General features: G+C 62.3%; 16 protein-coding genes. 7 read left to right on the top strand and 9 right to left on the bottom strand.

Features of this window, described 5'->3' with window-relative positions; translation table 11 throughout:
• The first annotated feature begins 63 nt into the window (after positions 1-63).
• From NKH98_RS15535 to NKH98_RS15525, 3 genes are all read left to right on the top strand, one after another.
• Positions 64-534: an RDD family protein gene (locus NKH98_RS15535; RefSeq protein ID WP_352649947.1), complete on the top strand. Its 471-nt coding sequence runs from the start codon at positions 64-66 to the stop codon at positions 532-534.
• 138 nt (positions 535-672) lie between these two features.
• Complete coding sequence (locus NKH98_RS15530) at positions 673-1,437, top strand: arginyltransferase (RefSeq protein ID WP_023717252.1); 765 nt, start codon at positions 673-675, stop codon at positions 1,435-1,437.
• A 117-nt stretch (positions 1,438-1,554) separates the two neighbouring features.
• Entirely contained in the window at positions 1,555-2,451 is an 897-nt protein-coding gene (locus tag NKH98_RS15525; RefSeq protein ID WP_352899607.1) for a DMT family transporter, read from the top strand.
• Here the strand turns inward: NKH98_RS15525 and NKH98_RS15520 are convergent.
• Together NKH98_RS15520 and parC are read right to left on the bottom strand one after the other, a co-directional pair.
• Positions 2,439-3,659, bottom strand: coding sequence for an AI-2E family transporter (locus tag NKH98_RS15520; protein ID WP_352506529.1), 1,221 nt, complete (start codon positions 3,657-3,659; stop codon positions 2,439-2,441). The two genes, NKH98_RS15525 and NKH98_RS15520, sit on opposite strands and share 13 nt — an antisense overlap.
• Before the next feature lie 251 nt (positions 3,660-3,910).
• Entirely contained in the window at positions 3,911-6,163 is a 2,253-nt protein-coding gene (parC, locus tag NKH98_RS15515) for a DNA topoisomerase IV subunit A (RefSeq protein ID WP_352899604.1), read from the bottom strand.
• Between the two features lie 369 nt (positions 6,164-6,532).
• On the opposite strand from parC, the gene NKH98_RS15510 reads away from it, so the two are divergent.
• The gene (locus NKH98_RS15510; protein WP_352899601.1) at positions 6,533-7,726 is read left to right on the top strand and encodes an aq_1923 C-terminal domain; all 1,194 of its coding nucleotides are present in this window, start codon (positions 6,533-6,535) and stop codon (positions 7,724-7,726) included.
• Positions 7,727-7,803: 77 nt separating this feature from the next.
• Here NKH98_RS15510 and aspS read toward each other — a convergent pair whose 3' ends face one another.
• From aspS to NKH98_RS15490, 4 genes are all read right to left on the bottom strand, one after another.
• Positions 7,804-9,594: an aspartate--tRNA ligase gene (gene aspS / locus NKH98_RS15505; RefSeq protein ID WP_352899804.1), complete on the bottom strand. Its 1,791-nt coding sequence runs from the start codon at positions 9,592-9,594 to the stop codon at positions 7,804-7,806.
• A gap of 214 nt (positions 9,595-9,808) precedes the next feature.
• Positions 9,809-10,633 carry a carbohydrate ABC transporter permease gene (locus NKH98_RS15500; protein WP_352899598.1) on the bottom strand — a complete coding sequence of 275 codons (825 nt, stop codon included), beginning with the start codon at positions 10,631-10,633 and terminating at the stop codon, positions 9,809-9,811.
• A 19-nt stretch (positions 10,634-10,652) separates the two neighbouring features.
• Complete coding sequence (locus tag NKH98_RS15495; protein ID WP_352899801.1) at positions 10,653-11,525, bottom strand: carbohydrate ABC transporter permease; 873 nt, start codon at positions 11,523-11,525, stop codon at positions 10,653-10,655.
• Between the two features lie 68 nt (positions 11,526-11,593).
• Entirely contained in the window at positions 11,594-12,862 is a 1,269-nt protein-coding gene (locus NKH98_RS15490) for an ABC transporter substrate-binding protein (RefSeq protein ID WP_352899595.1), read from the bottom strand.
• 257 nt (positions 12,863-13,119) lie between these two features.
• Here NKH98_RS15490 and NKH98_RS15485 point away from each other — a divergent pair, with 257 nt between their 5' ends.
• Complete coding sequence (locus NKH98_RS15485; protein ID WP_352649937.1) at positions 13,120-14,367, top strand: MFS transporter; 1,248 nt, start codon at positions 13,120-13,122, stop codon at positions 14,365-14,367.
• A gap of 73 nt (positions 14,368-14,440) precedes the next feature.
• Entirely contained in the window at positions 14,441-15,592 is a 1,152-nt protein-coding gene (rnd, locus tag NKH98_RS15480; protein WP_352477130.1) for a ribonuclease D, read from the top strand.
• A 6-nt stretch (positions 15,593-15,598) separates the two neighbouring features.
• Here the strand turns inward: rnd and NKH98_RS15475 are convergent, their stop codons facing one another.
• A complete protein-coding gene (locus NKH98_RS15475) occupies positions 15,599-16,138 on the bottom strand; it encodes a hypothetical protein (protein WP_352899798.1) in 540 nt (179 codons plus the stop codon).
• 31 nt (positions 16,139-16,169) lie between these two features.
• Complete coding sequence (guaB, locus tag NKH98_RS15470) at positions 16,170-17,672, bottom strand: IMP dehydrogenase (RefSeq protein WP_254817518.1); 1,503 nt, start codon at positions 17,670-17,672, stop codon at positions 16,170-16,172.
• A gap of 292 nt (positions 17,673-17,964) precedes the next feature.
• On the opposite strand from guaB, the gene NKH98_RS15465 reads away from it, so the two are divergent.
• Positions 17,965-19,386: an MFS transporter gene (locus tag NKH98_RS15465; protein ID WP_352899591.1), complete on the top strand. Its 1,422-nt coding sequence runs from the start codon at positions 17,965-17,967 to the stop codon at positions 19,384-19,386.
• Positions 19,387-19,553: 167 nt separating this feature from the next.
• On the opposite strand, the gene NKH98_RS15460 is transcribed toward NKH98_RS15465, so the two are convergent.
• Positions 19,554-19,949 (bottom strand): ISAs1 family transposase (locus tag NKH98_RS15460; RefSeq protein WP_352899588.1); only part of this gene is annotated, 396 nt, incomplete at its 5' end.

The following is a 19,949-nucleotide window of genomic DNA, read 5'->3' as shown; positions in this document are numbered from 1 at the left end:
CTTCACCATTTCATCAACAAGCGGCCCCGTGCATTAACCCGGGTTCGATTACGAGGAAATGACATGAACGCTCGCGTTCTCGACGGCGAAATCATCACCAACAGGCTCGAAGATATCAGCGCCTATGAGGGCGTGCGCACGCGGCGCATTCTCGCCTTCGTCATCGATTATTTCATCGTGGCGCTGCTCACCATTCCATTCGCGATCCTGGTGTTCCTGTTCGGGCTGTTGACGCTCGGCCTCGGCTGGATGCTGTTTTCCATTCTCGTGCCGGCCGTCGCCATCCTCTACATCTGGAACACGCTCGGCAGTAAAGACCAGGCCACCACCGGCATGAAGATAATGGGCATCCGGCTCGACCGACTCGACGGCAGCCCCATCGACGGGCTGACCGCCGTCGTGCATTCGGTGCTGTTTTGGGCCGGCAATGTCATCCTTTCGCCGCTGGTCCTACTGGTGAGCCTGTTTTCCGATCGCAAGCGCACGCTGCACGACCTGCTGCTCGGCACCGTCGTCAGCCGCAGCGGCCGCTGAGCAGACTTTTGAAGCGCGGCCGCAGCCTTTGCGCACAAATGTGAAGACGTCCAATCAACCAGGCTTTCACAATCCTGTTGAATTTTTCGGCGTCCGCGCCAAAGGTAGAGCGATTCGCAGGAGTGTTTCCAAGGCTCGATGACGCAGCACCCGACCCAGTCGCCGCAGTTCTTTCTGACCGCGCCCTCGCCATGTCCCTATCTCGAGGGCCAGTTCGAGCGCAAGGTGTTCACACACCTGGTCGGCGACAAGGCCCCGGAGATGAACGATCTGCTGACGCAGGGTGGATTCAGGCGGTCGCAGAACATCGCTTACAGGCCGGCTTGCGAGACCTGCCGCGCCTGTGTGTCGGTACGCATCCTGGCGCAGGAATTCACCGCCAGCCGAAACATGAAACGCGTCATACAGCATAATTCGGATCTGGTCGGCGCCATGCACGACGCCGAGCCCTCCACCGAGCAGTATTCGCTGTTCCGCAGCTATCTCGACGCCCGCCACCGCCGTGGGGGCATGTCCGACATGACCGTGCTCGACTACGCCATGATGGTCGAGGATACCCATGTCGACACCAAGGTCATCGAATACCGTCGCCGCGGACCCGACAGCTTCATCACCGGCAAGGGCCAGGGCGAGTTGATCGCTGTGGCGCTCACCGACAAGATGGCCGATGGCCTGTCGATGGTCTATTCCTACTTCAACCCGGACTTCGAGGACCGGTCGCTCGGCACCTTCATGATCCTCGACCACATCGCCCGCGCCAGGGCGATGGGCCTGCCCCATGTCTACCTGGGTTACTGGGTCAACGGCTCGCGCAAGATGAATTATAAGATGCGCTTCCAGCCGCAGGAGCATCTCGGCCCGAAAGGTTGGGAACGCTACAATCACGAAGCGGTTTCGCGCTGAACTTCGGTATTCACTCTTAAATTGTTTCGAGGAGGATGCCCGCTGGGCTTCCGGCCGATCGGCTGGAAAACCGGGCAGGTCAATTTTTCGCCTCCAAGCCTACGCGAGAATTGCCGCATGTCTTCCCACAACGAGCACCAGAGAGGCCTTCTGATCACCGCCATCGGCGGGCTGACGCTGACCGTCGACATTCCGCTGATCCGCCTCGCCGATGGCGAGGCATGGACGATCCTGCTGTTGCGCACCGGCACGACCTTCGTCGCCACGCTCATCATCTGGGCCGTCTGGCGCTCGCTGAGTGCTAAGGCACCGCAGCTTATCCCGGGCTGGTCAGGGCTCATCGTTGCCGCCCTCTACGGGCTCGGCTCGATCGCCTTCATCACCGGCGTCTACAGCACCTCGACCGCCAACCTCGTTTTCATCCTGGCGTTCACAACCATGTTCGCGGCCCTTTTGTCATGGCTGTTCCTGAAGGAGAGGCCACGGCCCCTGACGCTTGCAGCGCTGGCACTGATGATCGCCGGCGTGACGATCATTGTCGGCGATTCCGTTGGAACCGGACATCTCTTCGGCGACCTGATGGCGCTATGCTCGGCTTTCATGATCGCCGCGGCCATTACTATCTCGCGCGCAAGCGGCAAGGATATGGGTTTCACGGCGCTGATCGGAGTGGTCCTGCCGCTGGCCGTCGCCACCCTGATGGTTTCCAAGGTGGGTTTCCACGTCAACGCGCCGTGGTGGATCGTCTTCAACGGTGCCGTCATCATGCCGATCTCTTTCTTCTGCCTCGCCAACGGCCCGAAATACATCTCCGGGCCGGAAGTGGCGATGTTCTACCTGTTAGAAACCGTGCTGGCGCCGGTCTGGGTGTGGATGATCTTCGCCGAAACACCGTCGCGCAACAGCCTGATCGGCGGCGCAATCCTCATCATGACCTTGATCGGCCATTCGCTCTGGCAGTTGCACGAGGGGCGCAAGCGCCGCGCCACGTTCGCCGTCAGTCACCCGGCCTGATTCTTTTTCGCGGCGGCACGTTCGGCGACAATTTCGATCTGCGGCGGCGCGTCATCGTGCTCCGCCGGTTCGGCGGCAGCGAGCTCATCGGTCAGTTCCACTTCGCGCAGCCATTCGCGCCAGATTGCGACCAGCAGGGCCATCAGCACCGGGCCTATGAACAGGCCGAGAAAACCCATCGTCTTGACGCCGCCGATCAGGCCGAAAAAGGTTGGCAGGAAGGGCAGCTTTATCGGCCCGCCGACCAGCTTTGGGCGCAATGTCTTGTCGACGACGAAGAGTTCGACCGCGCCCCAGACGAACAGTGCCAGCCCAGCCATCGGCGAGCCGCTGGCGGCGAGATAGATCGAGACCAGCGTGAAGGACAGGGGCGCGCCGCCGGGGATCAGCGCCATGATGCCGGTCAGCGCGCCGAGCGTCACCGGCGAAGGCACGCCGGCCAACCAGTAAGCGATGCCCAGCACCAGCCCTTCCCCGATGGCGATAACGGTCATGCCGGTCACCGTCGAGGAGATCGTCGCCGGCACCACGCGTGAGATCCGTTCCCATCTGGCCGGCAGGATGCGTTCGCCGAGGCGATCGACCTGTCCGGCGAAATGCTCGCCGTCGCGATAGGCGAAGAACAGCGCGATCATCATGAACAGCAGCGTCAGCAAAAGGCCGAAGGCGCTGCCGCCGGCGGCAAGCACGCCGCGGTAGATGCTGCCGATATTGGCGCCGCTGATCAGCTGGATCAGTTCGCCGATGCCGCCAGGGTGGCCAACGTTGACCGTCCATTGTTCATTGAGCCATTCGCCCACCACGGGCATGGTGGCGATCCAGTGCGGCGTCGGCGCACCGTAGCGGTTGGTCTCGATCGACCAGTTGACCCATTCGCGCACCTCATTGATGGCGTAGGTGCCGGCAAGCGCGATCGGCACCACCAGGAAGGTCAGGATGAACAAGATCGCAAGCGTCGCCGCGATGGTGCGGTTGCCGCCGACGCCGGCGAGCAGCCGTCGATAGAGCGGCCAGCTGGCGAAGGCGATCACCAGGGCGGCAAGGACCGGAAACAGGAAGCCGTGGAAGAAGTAAACGCCAGCGGCAACGATCAGCACCAGGAGCCAGCGCGCCGCCGACAGCGGCGGAATGACAGCGGCCCTGAGCGGCGTCGACAGGCCAAACAGGCGCTGCTGCCGCTCCGGCTTCTGTATCCTGACTTCCTTCAAGCGCCCAATTCTCCCTGGCCCATAGCGTCGCTTATGCACTGATATAGTGCAGCAATCGTGACGATAGTCCAAATGTTTGAGTGGCGCCTCTTCCTTCTCCCCCTGTGGGAGAAGGTGGATTGGCGCGCAGCGCCGAGACGGTTGAGGGGTGTTCCAGCGAAGTGAGGCGTCGGTGTTTTCTGGAACACCCCTCATCCGACCTCGCTTCGCGAGGCCACCTTCTCCCACAAGGGGAGAAGGAAGAAGCGCGCCTACCCAAATTTCCCTGTGCGCGGGAACCCCTTCGGCACCATGCGGCCGGCCGAGGCGCGGGCGCCGATCCATTCGGCAAGCTCGTCACGCGATTTGGTGAAGGTGCGATCTGCCGAATCCTGCCAGGACAGGCCGTTTGCGAGCGTGAAAGTCTTGAGGTCGAGGACGCCGCCATCTTTGTATTTCTGCAGACGAACGCCCTTGCCGCGCCCCATCTCCGGGATTTCGGCCAGCGGGAACACCAGCATCTTGCGATTCTCGCCGACAATGGCGAGATGGTCGCCCGCGACGCTCACGCAGCGCTGGGCTTCGTCGGGCGCCTTGACGTTCATCACCTGCTTGCCCTTGCGGGTGTTGGCGACGACTTCTTCTTCCGGCACGATGAAACCGTTGCCGTCATGCGACACCAGCAGCAGCTTGCGCTTGGGATCGTGGACGAAGGCGGTGACGATATCCTGGTCGTTGTCCATGTCGACGATGATGCGGATCGGCTCGCCATGGCCACGCCCGCCGGGCAGCCGGTCGGCGCCGATCGTGTAGAACTTGCCGCCGGTGGTGAAGACCAGCACCTTGTCGGTGGTCTGGGCATGGAAGGCGAGCTTGAGGCTGTCGCCTTCCTTGAAGGTCAGGGCCGAGTGGTCGGTCAGATGACCTTTCATTGCCCTCAGCCAGCCCTTTTCCGAAACGACCACGGTGACCGGCTCGCGCTCGATCATGGCGTGGGCGATATCGGTCAGGTCATGCTCGGGTGCGTCGGCGAACTCGGTGCGGCGTTTGCCGATGTCGGTCTCGGGCCCGTATTTCTGGCGAACGTTGGCGACTTCCCACTTGATCGTCGCCCACTGCTTGGCGTCGGACGCAAGCAGTGCCTCGATCTGCTTCTTCTCGCCGGTCAGGCCATTGAATTCCTCGCGGATTTCGAATTCCTCGAGCTTGCGCAGCGCCCTCAGCCGCATGTTGAGGATGGCTTCAGCCTGGGTGTCGGTGAGTGACCAGCGGGCCATCATCACCTGCTTGGGCTCGTCCTCCTCGCGGATGATCCTGATCACCTCGTCGATGTTGAGGTAGGCGATCAAATAGCCGGCGAGGATCTCCAGCCGCCTCTCGATCTCGCCGAGGCGGTGCTTGGAGCGGCGGATCAAGACGTCGCGGCGGTGCTCCAGCCATTCCTTGAGCACACCTTTCAGCGACAGCACGTTCGGCACCTTGCCGCGCGACAACACGTTCATGTTGAGCGGAAAGCGGCTTTCGAGCTCGGTCAGCTTGAACAGCGATTCCATCATGATGCCGGGATCGACCGAGCGGCTCTTCGGCACCAGCACGACGCGGATGTCCTCAGCGCTCTCGTCGCGGATATCCTCGAGCAGCGGCAGCTTGCGTGCCATCAAGAGCTCGGCGATCTTTTCGATCAGCCTGGCCTTCTGGACGCCATAGGGAATTTCGGTGACGACAACGTTCCAGGTGCCCCTGCCCTGATCCTCCTGGCTCCATTTCGCCCTGACGCGAAAGCCACCGCGACCCGTTTCGTAGGCTTCGAGGATCGAGGCTCGGCTGTCGACGATGATGCCGCCGGTCGGGAAATCCGGCCCCTGGACGAAGTCCATCAGCTTGGTGACGGGCGCATCCGGATGATCGATCAGGTGAAGCGCGGCGTCGCAAAGCTCGGCCGCATTGTGCGGCGGAATCGAGGTCGCCATACCGACGGCAATGCCGGACGAGCCGTTGGCGAGCAGATTCGGGAAGGCGCCGGGCAGCACCGCCGGCTCCTCGTCTTCCTCGTTGTAGGTCGGGCGGAAATCGACCGCGTCTTCGGTGATGCCTTCCAAAAGCAGCGTCGACACTTCGGTCATGCGCGCTTCGGTGTAGCGCATGGCGGCGGCGTTATCGCCGTCGATATTGCCAAAATTACCCTGCCCGTCGACGAGCGGGTAGCGCATCGAAAAATCCTGCGCCAACCGCACCAACGCGTCGTAGATCGACTGGTCGCCATGCGGATGGAATTTGCCCATCACCTCGCCGACGATGCGGGCGCATTTGGCAAAACCCTGGTCGGGGTTGAGCCGTAACAAGCGCATGGCATGCATGATGCGACGATGCACCGGCTTCAATCCGTCGCGCACGTCCGGCAGCGCCCGGTGCATGATGGTCGACAGCGCATAGGCGAGATAGCGCTCTTCCAGCGCCTTCTTCAGATCGACGGGCTCGATATTGTCGCCGCCGCCACTCTCGGGCGGCAAAAGCCTTTTTCCCATGGGCTGCCACTAGCCGAGCGGGTGATTCGCGGCAAGAGGCACCGGTATGCCTCCTCCTAAAGTGCGTCGCGTTCGACCGGCCTCATGCGACGCTTTAGGTCCTTGTTTTGATGCATGTCGTCATCGCAAAACCGCAGCACACTTTGCGCGACGTCCATTATGCAACAGGAATTGGAAGCGTCGCGACGCCGGCCAACATCAACCCGTTACATCCTGCTTCTATCGCAAGCCTGATGGATCGGGTTTGCCTTTGGCCGCGATTTTCCATCATTGTGCTGAGGCCCGCCTTTTTCCGGTCCAGTTCGTCGCCGAATGGTGACGACGCGACGATTTGAAAAGAATTTCAGGACACTCTCAGGGGAGCTCTCGATGACGATCAGACACTCGACACTTATTAAAAGACTGGCTTTTTCGACCTTTTTGCTGACGCTGCCGCTGAATGCGGCATTCGCGCAGGATACCGCGATCGCCGACCGGCTGAAGGCTGCCCTCGCCGCCCAGGGTGTCGACCTCTCCTGGACCGGAGTAACCGGCGACACCTCCAGCATGGTTCTGCAAGGCGTAGCGGTCAAACCGGCGGCCGAAAAGGAGGCGCTCAAGATCGGCGACGTCAAGCTTGAAGGCGTGACCGAAGCCAATGGCGGCTATCAAATCGCGACCGTATCGACGTCGCCGTTCGAGCACAGCGAAGATGGCGTCACGCTCAATCTCAGCCCCTTCGTCATCCACGACATGACGGTTCCGGCCGAAGGCGCAACCGGTCCGCTGGGCTCGCTGATGATGTACAAATCGGCCGAGCTCGACAACATGACAGTCAAAGTGGCTGACAAGACTGCGTTCTCGATGGACGGGCTTGCCATCGCAATCACGCCGCCGGCCGACGGCAAGGCCATGGCGTTTTCCGGCACCACGGAAAAATTCACTGCCGACCTGACACTGGTCGAAGATCCGAAGTCCAAGGAAGTCATCAACGCGCTCGGCTACCAGAACATAACAGGCAATCTGGAGATGGAAGGCACCTGGCAGCCTACCGACGGCAGGATGGACTTGTCGAAATACGAAATATCGGTCGACAATGCAGGTACGCTCGGCATGACCTTCGATCTCGGCGGCTACACGCTGGACGTCATCAAATCACTGCAGGAGATGCAGAAAAAGATGGCGGCGCAGCCCGAAGGCGCCGACAATTCGGCGCAAGGTATGGCCATGCTCGGGCTGCTGCAGCAGCTTTCGTTCAACAGCGCCTCGATCCGCTTCGATGACGATTCGCTGACCAAAAAGGTGCTCGATTATGCCGGCAAGCAGCAAGGCATGTCCGGCAAGGACATCGCCAACCAGGCCAAGGCGATCGTGCCCTTCGGCATGGCGCAGCTCAACAATCCGGAACTGACGGCGCAGGTTTCGGCCGCGGTCAACAAGTTCCTCGACGATCCGCAAAGCATCGAGGTCTCGGCCGAGCCGCCGGCCGCGGTGCCGTTCGCGCTGATCATGGCGGGCGCCATGTCCAACCCGCTCGACCTGCCGAAAACGCTTGGCGTGACGGTTACGGCAAACGAAGACTGACCGAGATCCCAAAGCAAAAGCCCGGCAGCGATGCCGGGCTTTTTTTATGAATCAGCAGCATCGGTTCGGAGCGTTTTCTAAACCTCTTTCTTCGTCGCCACGACGCGCAGCGACAATTCGCGAAGCTGCTGTGGGCTGGCCTCCGACGGCGCGTTCATCAACAGATCATAGGCCTGCTGGTTCATCGGGAACATCGTCACTTCGCGCAGGTTCCTCGCGCCGACCAGAAGCATGACGACGCGGTCGATGCCGGCCGCCATGCCGCCATGCGGCGGCGCGCCATACTGGAAGGCGCGGTAGAGGCCACCGAAGCGCTCCTCGACCGTCTCGCGGTCCAGCCCGATCGTCTCGAACGCCTTGACCATGGTTTCGGGCAGATGGTTGCGGATGCCGCCTGAGGCGATCTCGAAACCATTACAGACCATGTCGTACTGGAATGCCTTGATTCCGAGCAGATCCTCGCCGTTAAGCGCATCGATGCCACCTTGCGGCATCGAGAACGGATTGTGCGCGAAGTCGATCTTCTTCTCCTCCTCGTTCCATTCGAAGAACGGGAAGTCGACGATCCAGCACAATTCGAAGCGGTCGCGGTCGACAAGATTGAGCTCCTCGCCGGCGCGGCTCCGCGCCGCTCCCGCGAAGGAGACGAACTTCTTCGGATCGCCGGCGACGAAGAAGGCGGCATCGCCATCGGCAAGGCCGAGTTGTTGTCGGATCGCCTCGGTGCGCTCCTCGCCGATGTTCTTGGCCAGCGGCCCGGCGCCTTCGAGCTTCTCGCCCTCCTTGCGCCAGAAGATGTAGCCGAGGCCGGGCTGGCCCTCGCCTTGCGCCCATGAGTTCATGCGGTCGCAGAAGGCGCGAGACCCGCCGGTTTTGGCCGGAATGGCCCAGACCTCGGCCTTCGGATCGTTGGCAAGGATGTTGGCGAATACCTTGAAGCCGGATTCGCGAAAATGATCCGAGACGGCCTGCATCTCGATCGGGTTGCGCAGGTCCGGCTTGTCGGTGCCGTATTTGCGCATGGCGACATCATAGGCAATGCGCGGAAACTTCTGCGTCACCGGCTTGCCGGCGGCAAAGGTCTCGAACACCCCCCGGATCACCGGCTCCATGGTGGTAAACACATCCTCCTGCTCGACGAAGCTCATCTCCACGTCGAGCTGGTAGAATTCACCCGGCAGACGGTCGGCGCGCGGGTCCTCGTCACGGAAGCACGGCGCAATCTGGAAGTAGCGGTCGAAGCCGGACACCATGATCAGCTGCTTGTACTGCTGCGGTGCCTGCGGCAGCGCATAGAAAGTGCCGGGGTGGATACGCGACGGCACCAGGAAGTCGCGCGCGCCTTCCGGCGATGAGGCGGTCAGGATTGGCGTCGAGAATTCGGTGAAGCCGACCTCGCCCATCAGCTTGCGCATCTCGGCGATGATTTTCGTCCGCGCCACGATGTTCTTGTGCAGCGTGTCGCGGCGCAGGTCGAGGAAGCGGTATTTGAGGCGGATGTCCTCCGGATAGTCCGGCTCGCCGAAGACCGGCAGCGGCAATTCCCTGGCCGCCGACAGCACTTCGATCTCGCGCGCGAAAATCTCGATCTCGCCGGTCGGCAAATTGGGGTTCACGGTGTCGGCGAGGCGCGCCTTGACCTCGCCGTCGACGCGGACGACCCATTCGCCACGCAAGGTCTCCGCGATCTTGAAGGCAGGCGAATCCGGATCGGCGACGATCTGGGTCAGACCGTAATGGTCGCGCAAATCGATGAACAGCAGGCCGCCATGGTCGCGCACGCGATGTACCCAACCCGACAGGCGAACGGTCGAGCCGACGTCGGCCTTCCTCAATTGGGCACAGGTATGGCTGCGGTAACGATGCATTGTCATTCTTAAGGTCCGGATGTTGGGTTGCGGCCAAGGCATGATGGCCCAGCCTGAAAATTTGCGCGAAAAGCACATGAGAGGGTGCATTTGTCAAGGCAAGCGGCGGCTGGGTCGAGTTCGCGTTCTTCCCGCCCCTATCCCACCGGCATCAATTTATGCCAGAGGCGTCAATCTGAGTTCGCTGCTCTGTGCCGGCAGTTCAACTATGCACTCATCCCTTCACCCCGCCCGCCGTGAGGCCGGAGACGATCTTGCGCTGGAAGATGAGAACGAGGACGACAAGCGGCACGGTGACGATCACCGATGCGGCCATGATGTTGCCCCACGGGATCTCGAACTGCGAGCTGCCGGAGAGCAGCGCTATCGCCACCGGCACGGTTCGCTGCTCGTTGCTGGAGGTAAACGTCAGGGCGAACAGGAACTCGTTCCAAGCACCGATGAAGGCGAGAAGCCCGGTGGTCGCCAGCGCCGGCCACATCAGCGGCAGGAAGACGCGGCTGATGATGATCCAGGGCGTGGCGCCATCGAGGATCGCCGCTTCCTCCAGTTCGATGGGCAGGTCGCGAACGAAGGCGGTGAGCACCCAGACGGTGAACGGCAAGGTGAAGATCATGTAGGACAAGATCAGCGCGAACGGCGAATTGTAGAGGCCGAAGATGCGGATTAGCTCGAAAAGCCCGGCAAGCACCGCCAATTGCGGGAACATCGAGACGGACAGGATGATGAGGAGCAGTGCCGAACGGCCTCTGAAGCGGATGCGCGCCAGCGCATAGGCAGCGGTGATGCCGAGGAACAGCGAAATGAAGACGACGGCGCTCGAGATGAACAGCGAGTTCACGAGATTGCGCAAAAAGGTCCCCTCGGTGAACACGGTCCTGTAGTTGCTAAAGGTAATCGCCGTCGGCCAATAGTCGATCTGGAAGAGCGCCGTCCCCGATTTCAGGCTGGTGATGATGGCGTAGTAGAACGGGAACACCGCGACAACAACGATAACGGCGACGAGGAGGTAGAAAGCCGTGCGCTTGACGATCCACATGGTCAGTGCTCCCACATGATCAATAGTCCTTGTCCAGTCTTATCCGGCCGAGCCAAAGAACGAGCATGGTCAGTAGGGCGAGGATAAGGAAGAGCAACGTCGAGGCGGCGGAACCGGAAGCGAATTTGTCGAACTCAAACAGGCTCTCGCGGGCAAACACCGACATCGACTTGGTGTGTATGTTGTTTGGCGTAAGCACGTAGATCAGATCGAAGATGCGCAGGGCATCGAGACCGCGAAAGATCATGGCCACCATCAACGCCGGTCGGATGAGCGGCAAGGTGATCTTCCAGAAAACTCTCCACGCGCCGACGCCGTCGAGCTTGGCGACCTCGTAGATTTCTTGCGGAAGCATCTGCAGGCCGGCGAGAATGAGAAGCGCCATGAACGGGGTCGCTTTCCAGATATCGACAACGAGGACGGCGACCATCGCCGTGTGGGCGCTGGCGGTCCAGGCGATTTTTGTACTGATCAGGCCGAGCTTGAGCAGGACGTCGTTGATGATGCCGAACTGGTCGTTGAGCATCCACTGCCACATTTTCGCCGAGACGATCGTCGGGATGGCCCAAGGGATTAGAATCGCGGCGCGCACGATGCCGCGGCCGCGAAACCTGGTGTTGAGCACCAGCGCGACGATCATGCCGAGCACCGTCTCGCAGGTCACCGAAATCACCGCGAAGCGCACGGTGTTCCAGACAGCGCGCCACCAGACCGGATCGGCGAGCAGCCCGTCGTAGATGACGCGGCCGCTCGGCATTTGCACGACGGAGAAATAGTTGGCGAAGCCAACCCAGCGGCGGGCTTCGAGGTCGGCGAGCGAGGCATCGGTGAAGCCGAAATAGATCGTGCGCATCAACGGCCAGCCGGCAACGGCGGCGAGCACTATGAGCATCGGGGCAAGCAGCAGCCATGCCGAGCGCGCACGCTGACGCGCCAGCAGCGAGCCTGAGCGCGGCGAGGTCACCAGGCGGTGCCTTTGAGCCTGGTCAAGGAGAACTCCAGATCGGCAAGGTTGTTGGCGGCTGTGCCCTCGCCGGAAATGGTGTTGTGGACGGCGGTCCAGAACTCGCTCGATGCCTCATTGTACCTGCTCTTGGCTTGGGCCGAGGGACGCGGCACCGCGTTGAGGACGACTTCCTTCCAGCGCGGAATCACCGGCTGGGCGCTGGCGATGTCGGCATCGTCATAGAGTGCCTGGATGGTCGGCAGATATGCCCCCTTCAAGGCGCGGTACTTCTGCATCTGAGGCGAGGCGATCCATTTGACCAGCCCGATCGCTGCATCCGGGTTCTTCGAATATTTGGAAACCGCGAGATTCCAGCCGCCAAGCGTTGCCGCCGGGCGGGCGCCCTCGCCCGACCCCGGCGGCAGCGTGGTCACCTCGAACTTGCCTTTTATGGGGGAGCTTTCGCTGTTGCCAAGCGCGTAGGCGTAGGGCCAGTTGCGCATGAAGACGGCGTTGCCGGTCTGCCAGACTCCGCGCGACTCTTCTTCCTGATAGGCCAGAACGCCGGGCGGCGAGATGGTTCCCACCCAACTCCTCGCCATTTCCAGCGCCGCAACTGCTTGCGGATTGTTGATGGAGATCGTGCCATCCGGCTCGATAATCTGGCCGCCGCCGTTCGACTTCACCCATTCGAGTGCATCGCAGGTCAGCCCCTCATAGGCGTTGCCCTGGAAAACGAAACCCCACATGTCCTTGTTGCCGGCCGCGCGCTCCTTGTCCATGACAAGCTTGGCGGTATCGGCAAGTTCAGCCCAGTTGGCCGGGACCCTGGCGCCGTATTTGTCGAGGAGATCCTTGCGGTAGTAGAGCGCCGGAGCGTCGGTGAATATCGGCAAGGCGACGAGCTTACCGTCCACGGTCTGCGATTTGATGATCGATGGGAACTGGGCGCCAACGACATCCTTGGTCGCTTCGGTCAGGTCGATGAACTGCCTTGCAAGCTGGGGGGCCCAGATGATGTCCGTTTGATAGACATCGACGTCGCTGCTTCCGGCGGCGAGCCAGAGCCGGTATTGGCCAAACTGGTCCGTCGCCGACGGAGGCAGCGGAACGACGCTAACCTTGTTGCCGGTCTTCTTCTCGTATTGATCGAGGATCTCGCGAAGGATTCTCTGGCCGTTGCCGGTATCGCCGGACACCATGGCGAGGTCGACAGCCCGCGCCGGCCCGGCCGCCAGAACTGCGGCCACGGCAAATGCCGCAAATGCGGAATGAAATTTCATGATGGCGGACCTCCCTTTGGAGCTTCAGGCCGGGCAGCAGAAACTACATCGATGCCCAACACCGTCTCCGCACACCGGCAGCTCACAAGACGCGTATTCGCCCACCAGCACTGAACTACAAAGATACGCCTTGGTTCCAACACGGAGGGTCCGGCGCCACGCGGGCAGCCCCCGGCTGGCCCCAACGCCGCCGGGAATTGCCGCTGGTATTGGCGAAGGCGATGGTTCAAGAAGGGATCAACGACAGGCTTTCCTTCATGTCTTCCATCCGCCCGCTGATCCCGCTCCTGATCGCCGCCGGCATCCTGCTCGGCGGCAACGGCCTGCAGAGCACCTTGATTGCGTTGCGTGGTGCGCAGGAGGGTTTTCCCGCTTCGTCGATTGGCCTGATGGGCACGTTCTATTTCGCCGGCTTTTTGCTTGGCTGCCTTGCCGTTACCCGCATCATGAAGTCCGTCGGCCATGTGCGCGCCTTTTCGGCACTGGCGGCGATCGCCTCGGCGGGGACGCTGCTTCTGGTGCTGGTCATCGATCCGGTGATGTGGTGCGCCGTGCGCTTTGCCGGCGGGTTCTGCTTCGCCGGCTTGTTCACAATCATGGAAGCCTGGCTGAATTCCGGCGTCACCAACACCGACCGGGCGCGGGTGCTTGCCATCTACCGGATGGTCGACATCGGCTCGGTGACGGGCGCCCAGTTCCTGATCCCGATCTTCGGCGCCGGCGGCTTTGCCATCTTCGCCATCATGTCGATCATGATCACGCTCTCGCTGGTGCCGGTGTCGCTCGGCGACCGTTCCAATCCTGCCCCGCCCGAAGAGGTCAAGCTCGATTTGGCGCGCGTCTGGCGGATCTCGCCGCTCGGCTGCTTCGGCTGTATCGCCGTCGGCGTCACGAACAGCGCCTTCCGTACCCTGTCGCCGGTCTATGCCGAGCAGATCGGCATGTCTGTCGCCGACGTCGTCACCTTCGTCAGCGTCGGCATTTTCGGCGGCGCTATAATCCAATACCCGCTCGGCTATCTCTCCGACCGCTGGGACCGGCGCTCGGTGCTGCTGATGACGACGTGCTGTGCGATGGTGGCGGCACTGGCCCTGGCATTCGTGGCAGGCGGCAGCCCGTTCCTCAACTTCCTGCTCGTCTTCATCTTCGGCTGCTTCGCCATGCCGCTCTATTCGCTGTCGGCGGCGCATTCCAACGACCGCGCCGACAAGGGCGAGTTCGTGCTGATCAACGCTGCCTTGATGCTGTTTTATTCCTTCGGCGCCATCGGCGGGCCGTTCGCAGCCTCGACGGTGATGCAATTTTTCGGGCCGAGCGCGCTGTTCGTGTTCAGCGCCACCGTCTATGCGATCTTCGTGGCCGTCATCCTTTACCGGATGCAGGCGCGCTCCGCCGTGCCGGCCACCCATCGCAGCCGTTTTACGGCGCTGTTGCGCACGTCTACGGTTTTTGCCCGGTTGGCGAAGCGGAATGCCGATCCCGATGAACCCGCAAAGCCTGGATAGAGGTGCTTGCGCTTGACGAAAGCGCGCGCGGCTGAAATTGAAAGAGACCCTATCCCTTGCCAAAAGCGATTTGATGCACGTCATCACCACTCAGAAAGAACTCGAGACCGTTATTGCCGCTTTCGAAAAGGCGGAATTCGTCACCGTCGATACCGAATTCATTCGCGAAACGACCTTCTGGCCGATCCTGTGCCTGATCCAGATGGCAGCGCCCGGGGTGACGGCGCTGATTGATCCGCTGTCACCCGACATCGACCTGAAACCGTTCTTCAGGCTGATGGCCAACGAGGCGATCGTCAAAGTCTTCCATGCGGCGCGGCAGGACATCGAAATCATTGTGCATCTCGGCGATCTGGTGCCGCATCCGGTGTTCGACACCCAGGTCGCGGCAATGGTCTGCGGCTTCGGCGACAGCGTTTCCTACGACCAGCTGGTGCAGCGCATCACCGGCGCGCGGCTCGACAAGTCCTCGCGCTTCACCGACTGGCGCCACCGTCCGCTGTCCGAAAAGCAGCTCGACTACGCGCTCGCCGACGTCACCCACCTGATCGAGGTCTACAAGCATCTCAGCGCCGAGCTGGTGCGGGAAAACCGCGCCCACTGGCTGAACGAGGAGATGGACGTGCTGACCTCGCGCGAGACCTACGATCCGCATCCCGAGGATGCCTGGAAGCGGCTCAAAATGCGGCTGCGCAAGCCGCAGGAACTGGCGATCGTGCAGGCGGTGGCCGCCTGGCGCGAACGCGAAGCGCGCGAGCGCGACGTGCCACGCGGCCGGGTGCTCAAGGACGATGCGATCTACGAAGTGGCGCAACAGGCGCCGCGCGACGCTGCGGCGCTGAGCAAGCTGCGTACCACGCCGAAGGGCTGGGAACGCTCTTCGACGGCGACGGCGTTGCTTGGAGCAGTCAACGCTGCCCTTGCCCTGCCCAGGGAAGAGATGCCGAAGCTGCCGAAGAGCTTCCAGCCGCCGGAGGGGTCGAGCGCCGCGGCGGAGTTGCTGAAGGTGCTGCTGCGGATCGTTGCCGAAAGGGAAGGCGTCGCCTCGAAGGTACTCGCCTCCAGTGACGACATCGACCGCATCGCTGCCGAGGGCGAGGAAGCCGACGTGCCGGCATTGCAAGGCTGGCGGCGTGCCGTTTTCGGCGAGGCCGCGCTCAAGCTGGTGCGCGGCGAACTCGCCATCAGGTTCGACAAGCGCAAGATCGCGGTGTTCGAGGTATAGTCTCGATCAGCGCTGTCTCTGACCAGCAAGATGAAAAGCCGCAATAACGGTCACTGGTATCGCCAGCAGGGCGAATTTGGTGACGATCAGCGCCGAGGCGAAGGATAGCGAATCCGGATTGGCCGACAGAAAATCGGACAAAAGACGAGCCACGGCGATGTTCTGGGCATAGTCGGCAAGCGTGTAGGGCAGCACCAGCACAGCTGCGAATGTCGCCTGCGTTTGCGCAGGCAGTGCACGGAAATTCTTCAGCCGCCGGCCCGTGGCCAGGATCAGGCTGACGATCGTCAGCGACAGCAGCGCCGGAAACAGCAGGTCGAAGGTCAGGTAATGCCAGACGAGGATAATCTCGCTGCCGCGCCGACCGAGAGCCGTTAGCCAGGCCATGCCCTCATCGGGGGTGAAACCGGCATAGCGCATGTCGAGCGACGGCAGACCGCCGCTCAATCGGCGAAAATAGAGGAACTCCATCGCCGTCATGATGATGAAAACCGCCACTGTGGCGACACAGAGTGCGGCCGCGTGGCGCGACAGCCGCAGGATCATTGCCGCCAGATTGCGCCAAGGCGCATGACGGTCAGGCTCCGCCAGGATAATTCGGGCTTTCGCGGGTAATCGTGACGTCATGGGCGTGGCTTTCACGAAGTCCGGCATTGGATATCCGCACAAAAGTGGCGCGCTCGCGGAAATCGGCAAGGTCGCGGCCACCGACATAACCCATAGCGGCTTTCAGGCCGCCTGCAAGCTGGTGCAGCACGCCAGACACAGGTCCTTTGTACGGCACCTGCCCTTCGATGCCTTCCGGGACCAGTTTCAGCGTGTCGCGCACCTCGGCCTGGAAATAACGATCGGCGGAGCCGCGCGCCATCGCGCCGACCGAACCCATGCCGCGATAGGCTTTGAAGGAGCGGCCCTGATGCAGATAGACCTCGCCGGGGCTCTCGTCGGTGCCGGCCAGCAGCGAGCCAATCATCGCCGCGCTGGCCCCGGCGGCCAGCGCCTTGGCGAGATCGCCCGAATATTTGATGCCGCCATCGGCAATAACCGAAACGCCCGATTTCTGCGCCGTCTCGACTGCCGACATGATTGCCGAGAGCTGCGGTACGCCGACGCCGGCGACGATGCGGGTGGTGCAGATGGAGCCTGGTCCGATGCCGACCTTGACCGCGTCGGCGCCGGCATCGATAAGCGCCAAGGTGCCTTCCGCGGTGGCGACGTTGCCGGCCAGGATGCGAACCGAGTTGGACAGCTTCTTGGCCCGCGTCACGGCATCCAGAACACGCTGCGAATGACCGTGCGCGGTGTCTATCACCAGAAGGTCGACGCCGGCATCGATGAGGCGCTCGGCCCGCTCGAAACCGTCATCGCCGACACTGGTGGCGGCGGCGGCGCGCAAGCGCCCCTGCGCATCCTTGGTGGCGTGCGGGTTGAGCTGCGACTTCTCGATGTCCTTGACCGTGATCAGCCCGACGCAATTGCCGTCCCGATCGACCACAACCAGCTTCTCGATGCGGTGCTGATGGAGCAGCCGCTTGGCCTCGTCCTGATCGACGTTCTCCTTGACCGTGATCAGGTTCTCGCGGGTCATCAGCTCATAGACCTTTTGCGCCGGATCGGACGCGAAGCGGACGTCGCGGTTGGTCAGGATGCCGACGAGCCGGCCGACCGTGTGGCCGCCGGCGCCGCCGTTCTCGACCACCGGAATGCCCGAGATGCTGTAGGTGCGCATCAGGCCCAACGCATCGGCAAGCGTCGCCTCGGGACCGATGGTGACCGGGTTGACCACCATGCCGGATTCGAATTTCTTCACCTGCCGCACCTGCTCGGCCTGTTCGGCCGGGGAGAAATTGCGGTGGATGACACCGATGCCGCCGGCCTGGGCCATGGCGATGGCGAGCCGCGCCTCGGTAACCGTGTCCATGGCGGCCGACAGGATCGGCACGTTGAGGTCGATGTCGCCGGCGATGCGGGTGCGGATGTCGGTCTCTCCGGGCATGACCTCGGAATGACCCGGCTGCAGCAGCACGTCGTCAAAGGTCAGCGCCAATGCGCCGGTGGACGTCTCGATGATTTTTGCCATGGCCAGCCCTCGGAATGCAGGAAAGGCGCTCGCCCTGATGGACAGCGCCGACTCGTCTTCTTCCCTTTCAGGATTGGCGCTGGCTCGTAACACGTCCCGTCGCCGTTGAAAAGCCGATGGTTGTGTAGTGGCAAAGCTGCATTTGCCGCAGGTGCTGCACGACTTGCGGTCGCACAAATGTGACGGCAAATTAATGCGACATCCGGGCCAAGGCATGATAACCGCCCTACGTATCGGTTTGGCCCCAAGGCCGGCAAGCAATCGCGACGCACATTTCAAGGTCGGATCCATCGTGAACCGCACCATTCCGCTCATCCTGGCGGTCGCTCTCTTCATGGAAAACATGGATTCGACCGTCATTGCGACATCGTTGCCGGCGATCGCCATCGACATCCACAGCAGCCCGATCGCGCTCAAGCTGGCGCTGACCGCCTATCTGGTGTCGCTGGCGATCTTCATTCCGATCAGCGGCTGGATGGCCGACCGCTTCGGCGCCAAGAATGTCTTCCGTGCCGCGATCGCCGTGTTCATCGTCGGTTCGGTCGCGTGCGCCATTTCCAATTCGCTGCCGGCTTTCGTGGTCTCACGCTTCCTGCAAGGCATTGGCGGCGCCATGATGACGCCGGTCGGACGCCTGGTGCTGGTACGCGCGACGCCGAAAAGCGAACTCGTTGCCGCCATGTCGTGGCTGACCGTCCCGGCTCTGGTCGGCCCGCTGGTCGGCCCGCCGGTAGGCGGCTTCATCACGACCTATTTTTCCTGGCACTGGATTTTTCTGATCAACGTGCCGATCGGGCTGATCGGGATCTGGCTGGCCACGCGTTTCCTGCCAAAGACCGACGCCGCGCAGACGCCGCCGCTCGATTTCACCGGTTTCGTGCTGAGCGGGTTGGCGGCATCGGGCATCGTGTTCGGCCTGTCGGTGGTCAGCTTGCCGGCTCTGCCGCCCGCCGCCGGCTTTGTCACCGTAGCCGTCGGGCTGGCGTCGGCGGTGCTTTACCTGCTGCACGCGCGCCGCGTCAAGAATCCGCTGCTGGCGCTCGAGCTGTTTCGCAATCGGGTGTTCCGCTCGTCGGTGCTCGGCGGCGGACTGTTCCGCATCGGCATTGGTGCCGTACCTTTTCTTTTGCCGCTGATGTTCCAGATCGGTTTCGGGCTGACGCCGTTCCAGTCCGGCATGATCACCTTCGTCTCGGCAATCGGCGCCATAGGCATGAAATTCGTTACCGCCTTGATCTTCAGGGTCGCCGGCTTCCGCCGGGTGCTGATTTCAGGCTCGATCATCGCTGCCGCGTCCATCGCCATCAACGGCCTGTTCACACCCGACACGCCCTATGGGCTGATCCTCGCCATGCTGCTCGCCGGGGGCTTCATCCGCTCGATGTTCTTCACCGGCATCAACGCGCTTGCCTACGCCGAGATTTCGGCCGCCGACACCAGCAAGGCGACGCCGATCACGGCGGTGTTCCAGCAGTTGGCGATCGCGCTCGGTGTGGCGCTGGCCGGCGGCATCCTGGAAGTGTCGACCACGATCCATGGCGGCCCGTTGACGCTGGCCGACTTTCACACCGCCTTCTTCATCGTGGCGGCGGTGTCGGCGGCGGCCTCGCTGTCGTTCATGCGGCTGGCGCCGGACGCCGGCAATGCCGTGTCTGGACATGGCCGGCTGACACCGCCAAAGACCCTGGAGCCGGTGAGCCCGCCGGGGAGTTGACCTTTCCTCGTGCTTACGGACGCCGGAGGGACAGCGCCCCCCTCTGGCCTGCCGGCCATCTCCCCCACGAGGGGGGAGATCGGACGTGACGTCGGTTTTCGCCAATCTCCAGCGTTACAGGATTAGGCGGCGCGCCGAAGCTGCCAATCTCCCCCTCGTGGGCAGGGCTATCGCATATGAGTGATGGCATTGATGAGATAGTCGTCGTTCCAGGCGCATTTCTTGATGCGATGGCTGATGGGGACTTTGGCAGCATCGGCGGCCTGAAGGATGTTTCTGGCGAGGCGATTGAGAAGGGCTGTGTTGGCGGGAGCATTATCCTTGCGTGCACGGCTGAGATCCTCATCGAGATGGACATCAAGCATCCAATGCAGGCCGTTCTCGATCTGCCAATGAGCTCTAGTGAGGTCGAGCGCCCGTTGCGGCGACATGAGCGTGGAGGCCATGAACAGGCGCATCAACGGCCTAGCCTGATCGCGTCGGCTGGTGATGCGGATGAAGGCCAGGTGGCCGGGCATCAGCGGCTCGGCCGCCGCCACGATCTCGGCTTGCCGCCACTCGTT

This window comes from Mesorhizobium sp. M0833, assembly GCF_040319905.1.
Taxonomy (GTDB): domain Bacteria; phylum Pseudomonadota; class Alphaproteobacteria; order Rhizobiales; family Rhizobiaceae; genus Mesorhizobium.
The sequence above is the reverse complement of the archived record's forward strand: the minus strand, read 5'-3'. Positions and strand labels throughout refer to the sequence as shown.

Bases quoted from the DNA above. Each gene is read 5' to 3' on its own strand.
- NKH98_RS15535 (WP_352649947.1), top strand. From the start codon at position 64: ATGAACGCTCGCGTTCTCGACGGCGAAATCATCACCAACAGGCTCGAA.
- NKH98_RS15530 (WP_023717252.1), top strand. From the start codon at position 673: ATGACGCAGCACCCGACCCAGTCGCCGCAGTTCTTTCTGACCGCGCCC.
- NKH98_RS15525 (WP_352899607.1), top strand. From the start codon at position 1,555: ATGTCTTCCCACAACGAGCACCAGAGAGGCCTTCTGATCACCGCCATC.
- parC (WP_352899604.1), bottom strand. From the start codon at position 6,163: ATGGGAAAAAGGCTTTTGCCGCCCGAGAGTGGCGGCGGCGACAATATC.
- NKH98_RS15510 (WP_352899601.1), top strand. From the start codon at position 6,533: ATGACGATCAGACACTCGACACTTATTAAAAGACTGGCTTTTTCGACC.
- aspS (WP_352899804.1), bottom strand. From the start codon at position 9,594: ATGCATCGTTACCGCAGCCATACCTGTGCCCAATTGAGGAAGGCCGAC.
- NKH98_RS15500 (WP_352899598.1), bottom strand. From the start codon at position 10,633: ATGTGGATCGTCAAGCGCACGGCTTTCTACCTCCTCGTCGCCGTTATC.
- NKH98_RS15495 (WP_352899801.1), bottom strand. From the start codon at position 11,525: ATGCTCATAGTGCTCGCCGCCGTTGCCGGCTGGCCGTTGATGCGCACG.
- NKH98_RS15490 (WP_352899595.1), bottom strand. From the start codon at position 12,862: ATGAAATTTCATTCCGCATTTGCGGCATTTGCCGTGGCCGCAGTTCTG.
- NKH98_RS15485 (WP_352649937.1), top strand. From the start codon at position 13,120: ATGTCTTCCATCCGCCCGCTGATCCCGCTCCTGATCGCCGCCGGCATC.
- rnd (WP_352477130.1), top strand. From the start codon at position 14,441: ATGCACGTCATCACCACTCAGAAAGAACTCGAGACCGTTATTGCCGCT.
- NKH98_RS15475 (WP_352899798.1), bottom strand. From the start codon at position 16,138: ATGATCCTGCGGCTGTCGCGCCACGCGGCCGCACTCTGTGTCGCCACA.
- guaB (WP_254817518.1), bottom strand. From the start codon at position 17,672: ATGGCAAAAATCATCGAGACGTCCACCGGCGCATTGGCGCTGACCTTT.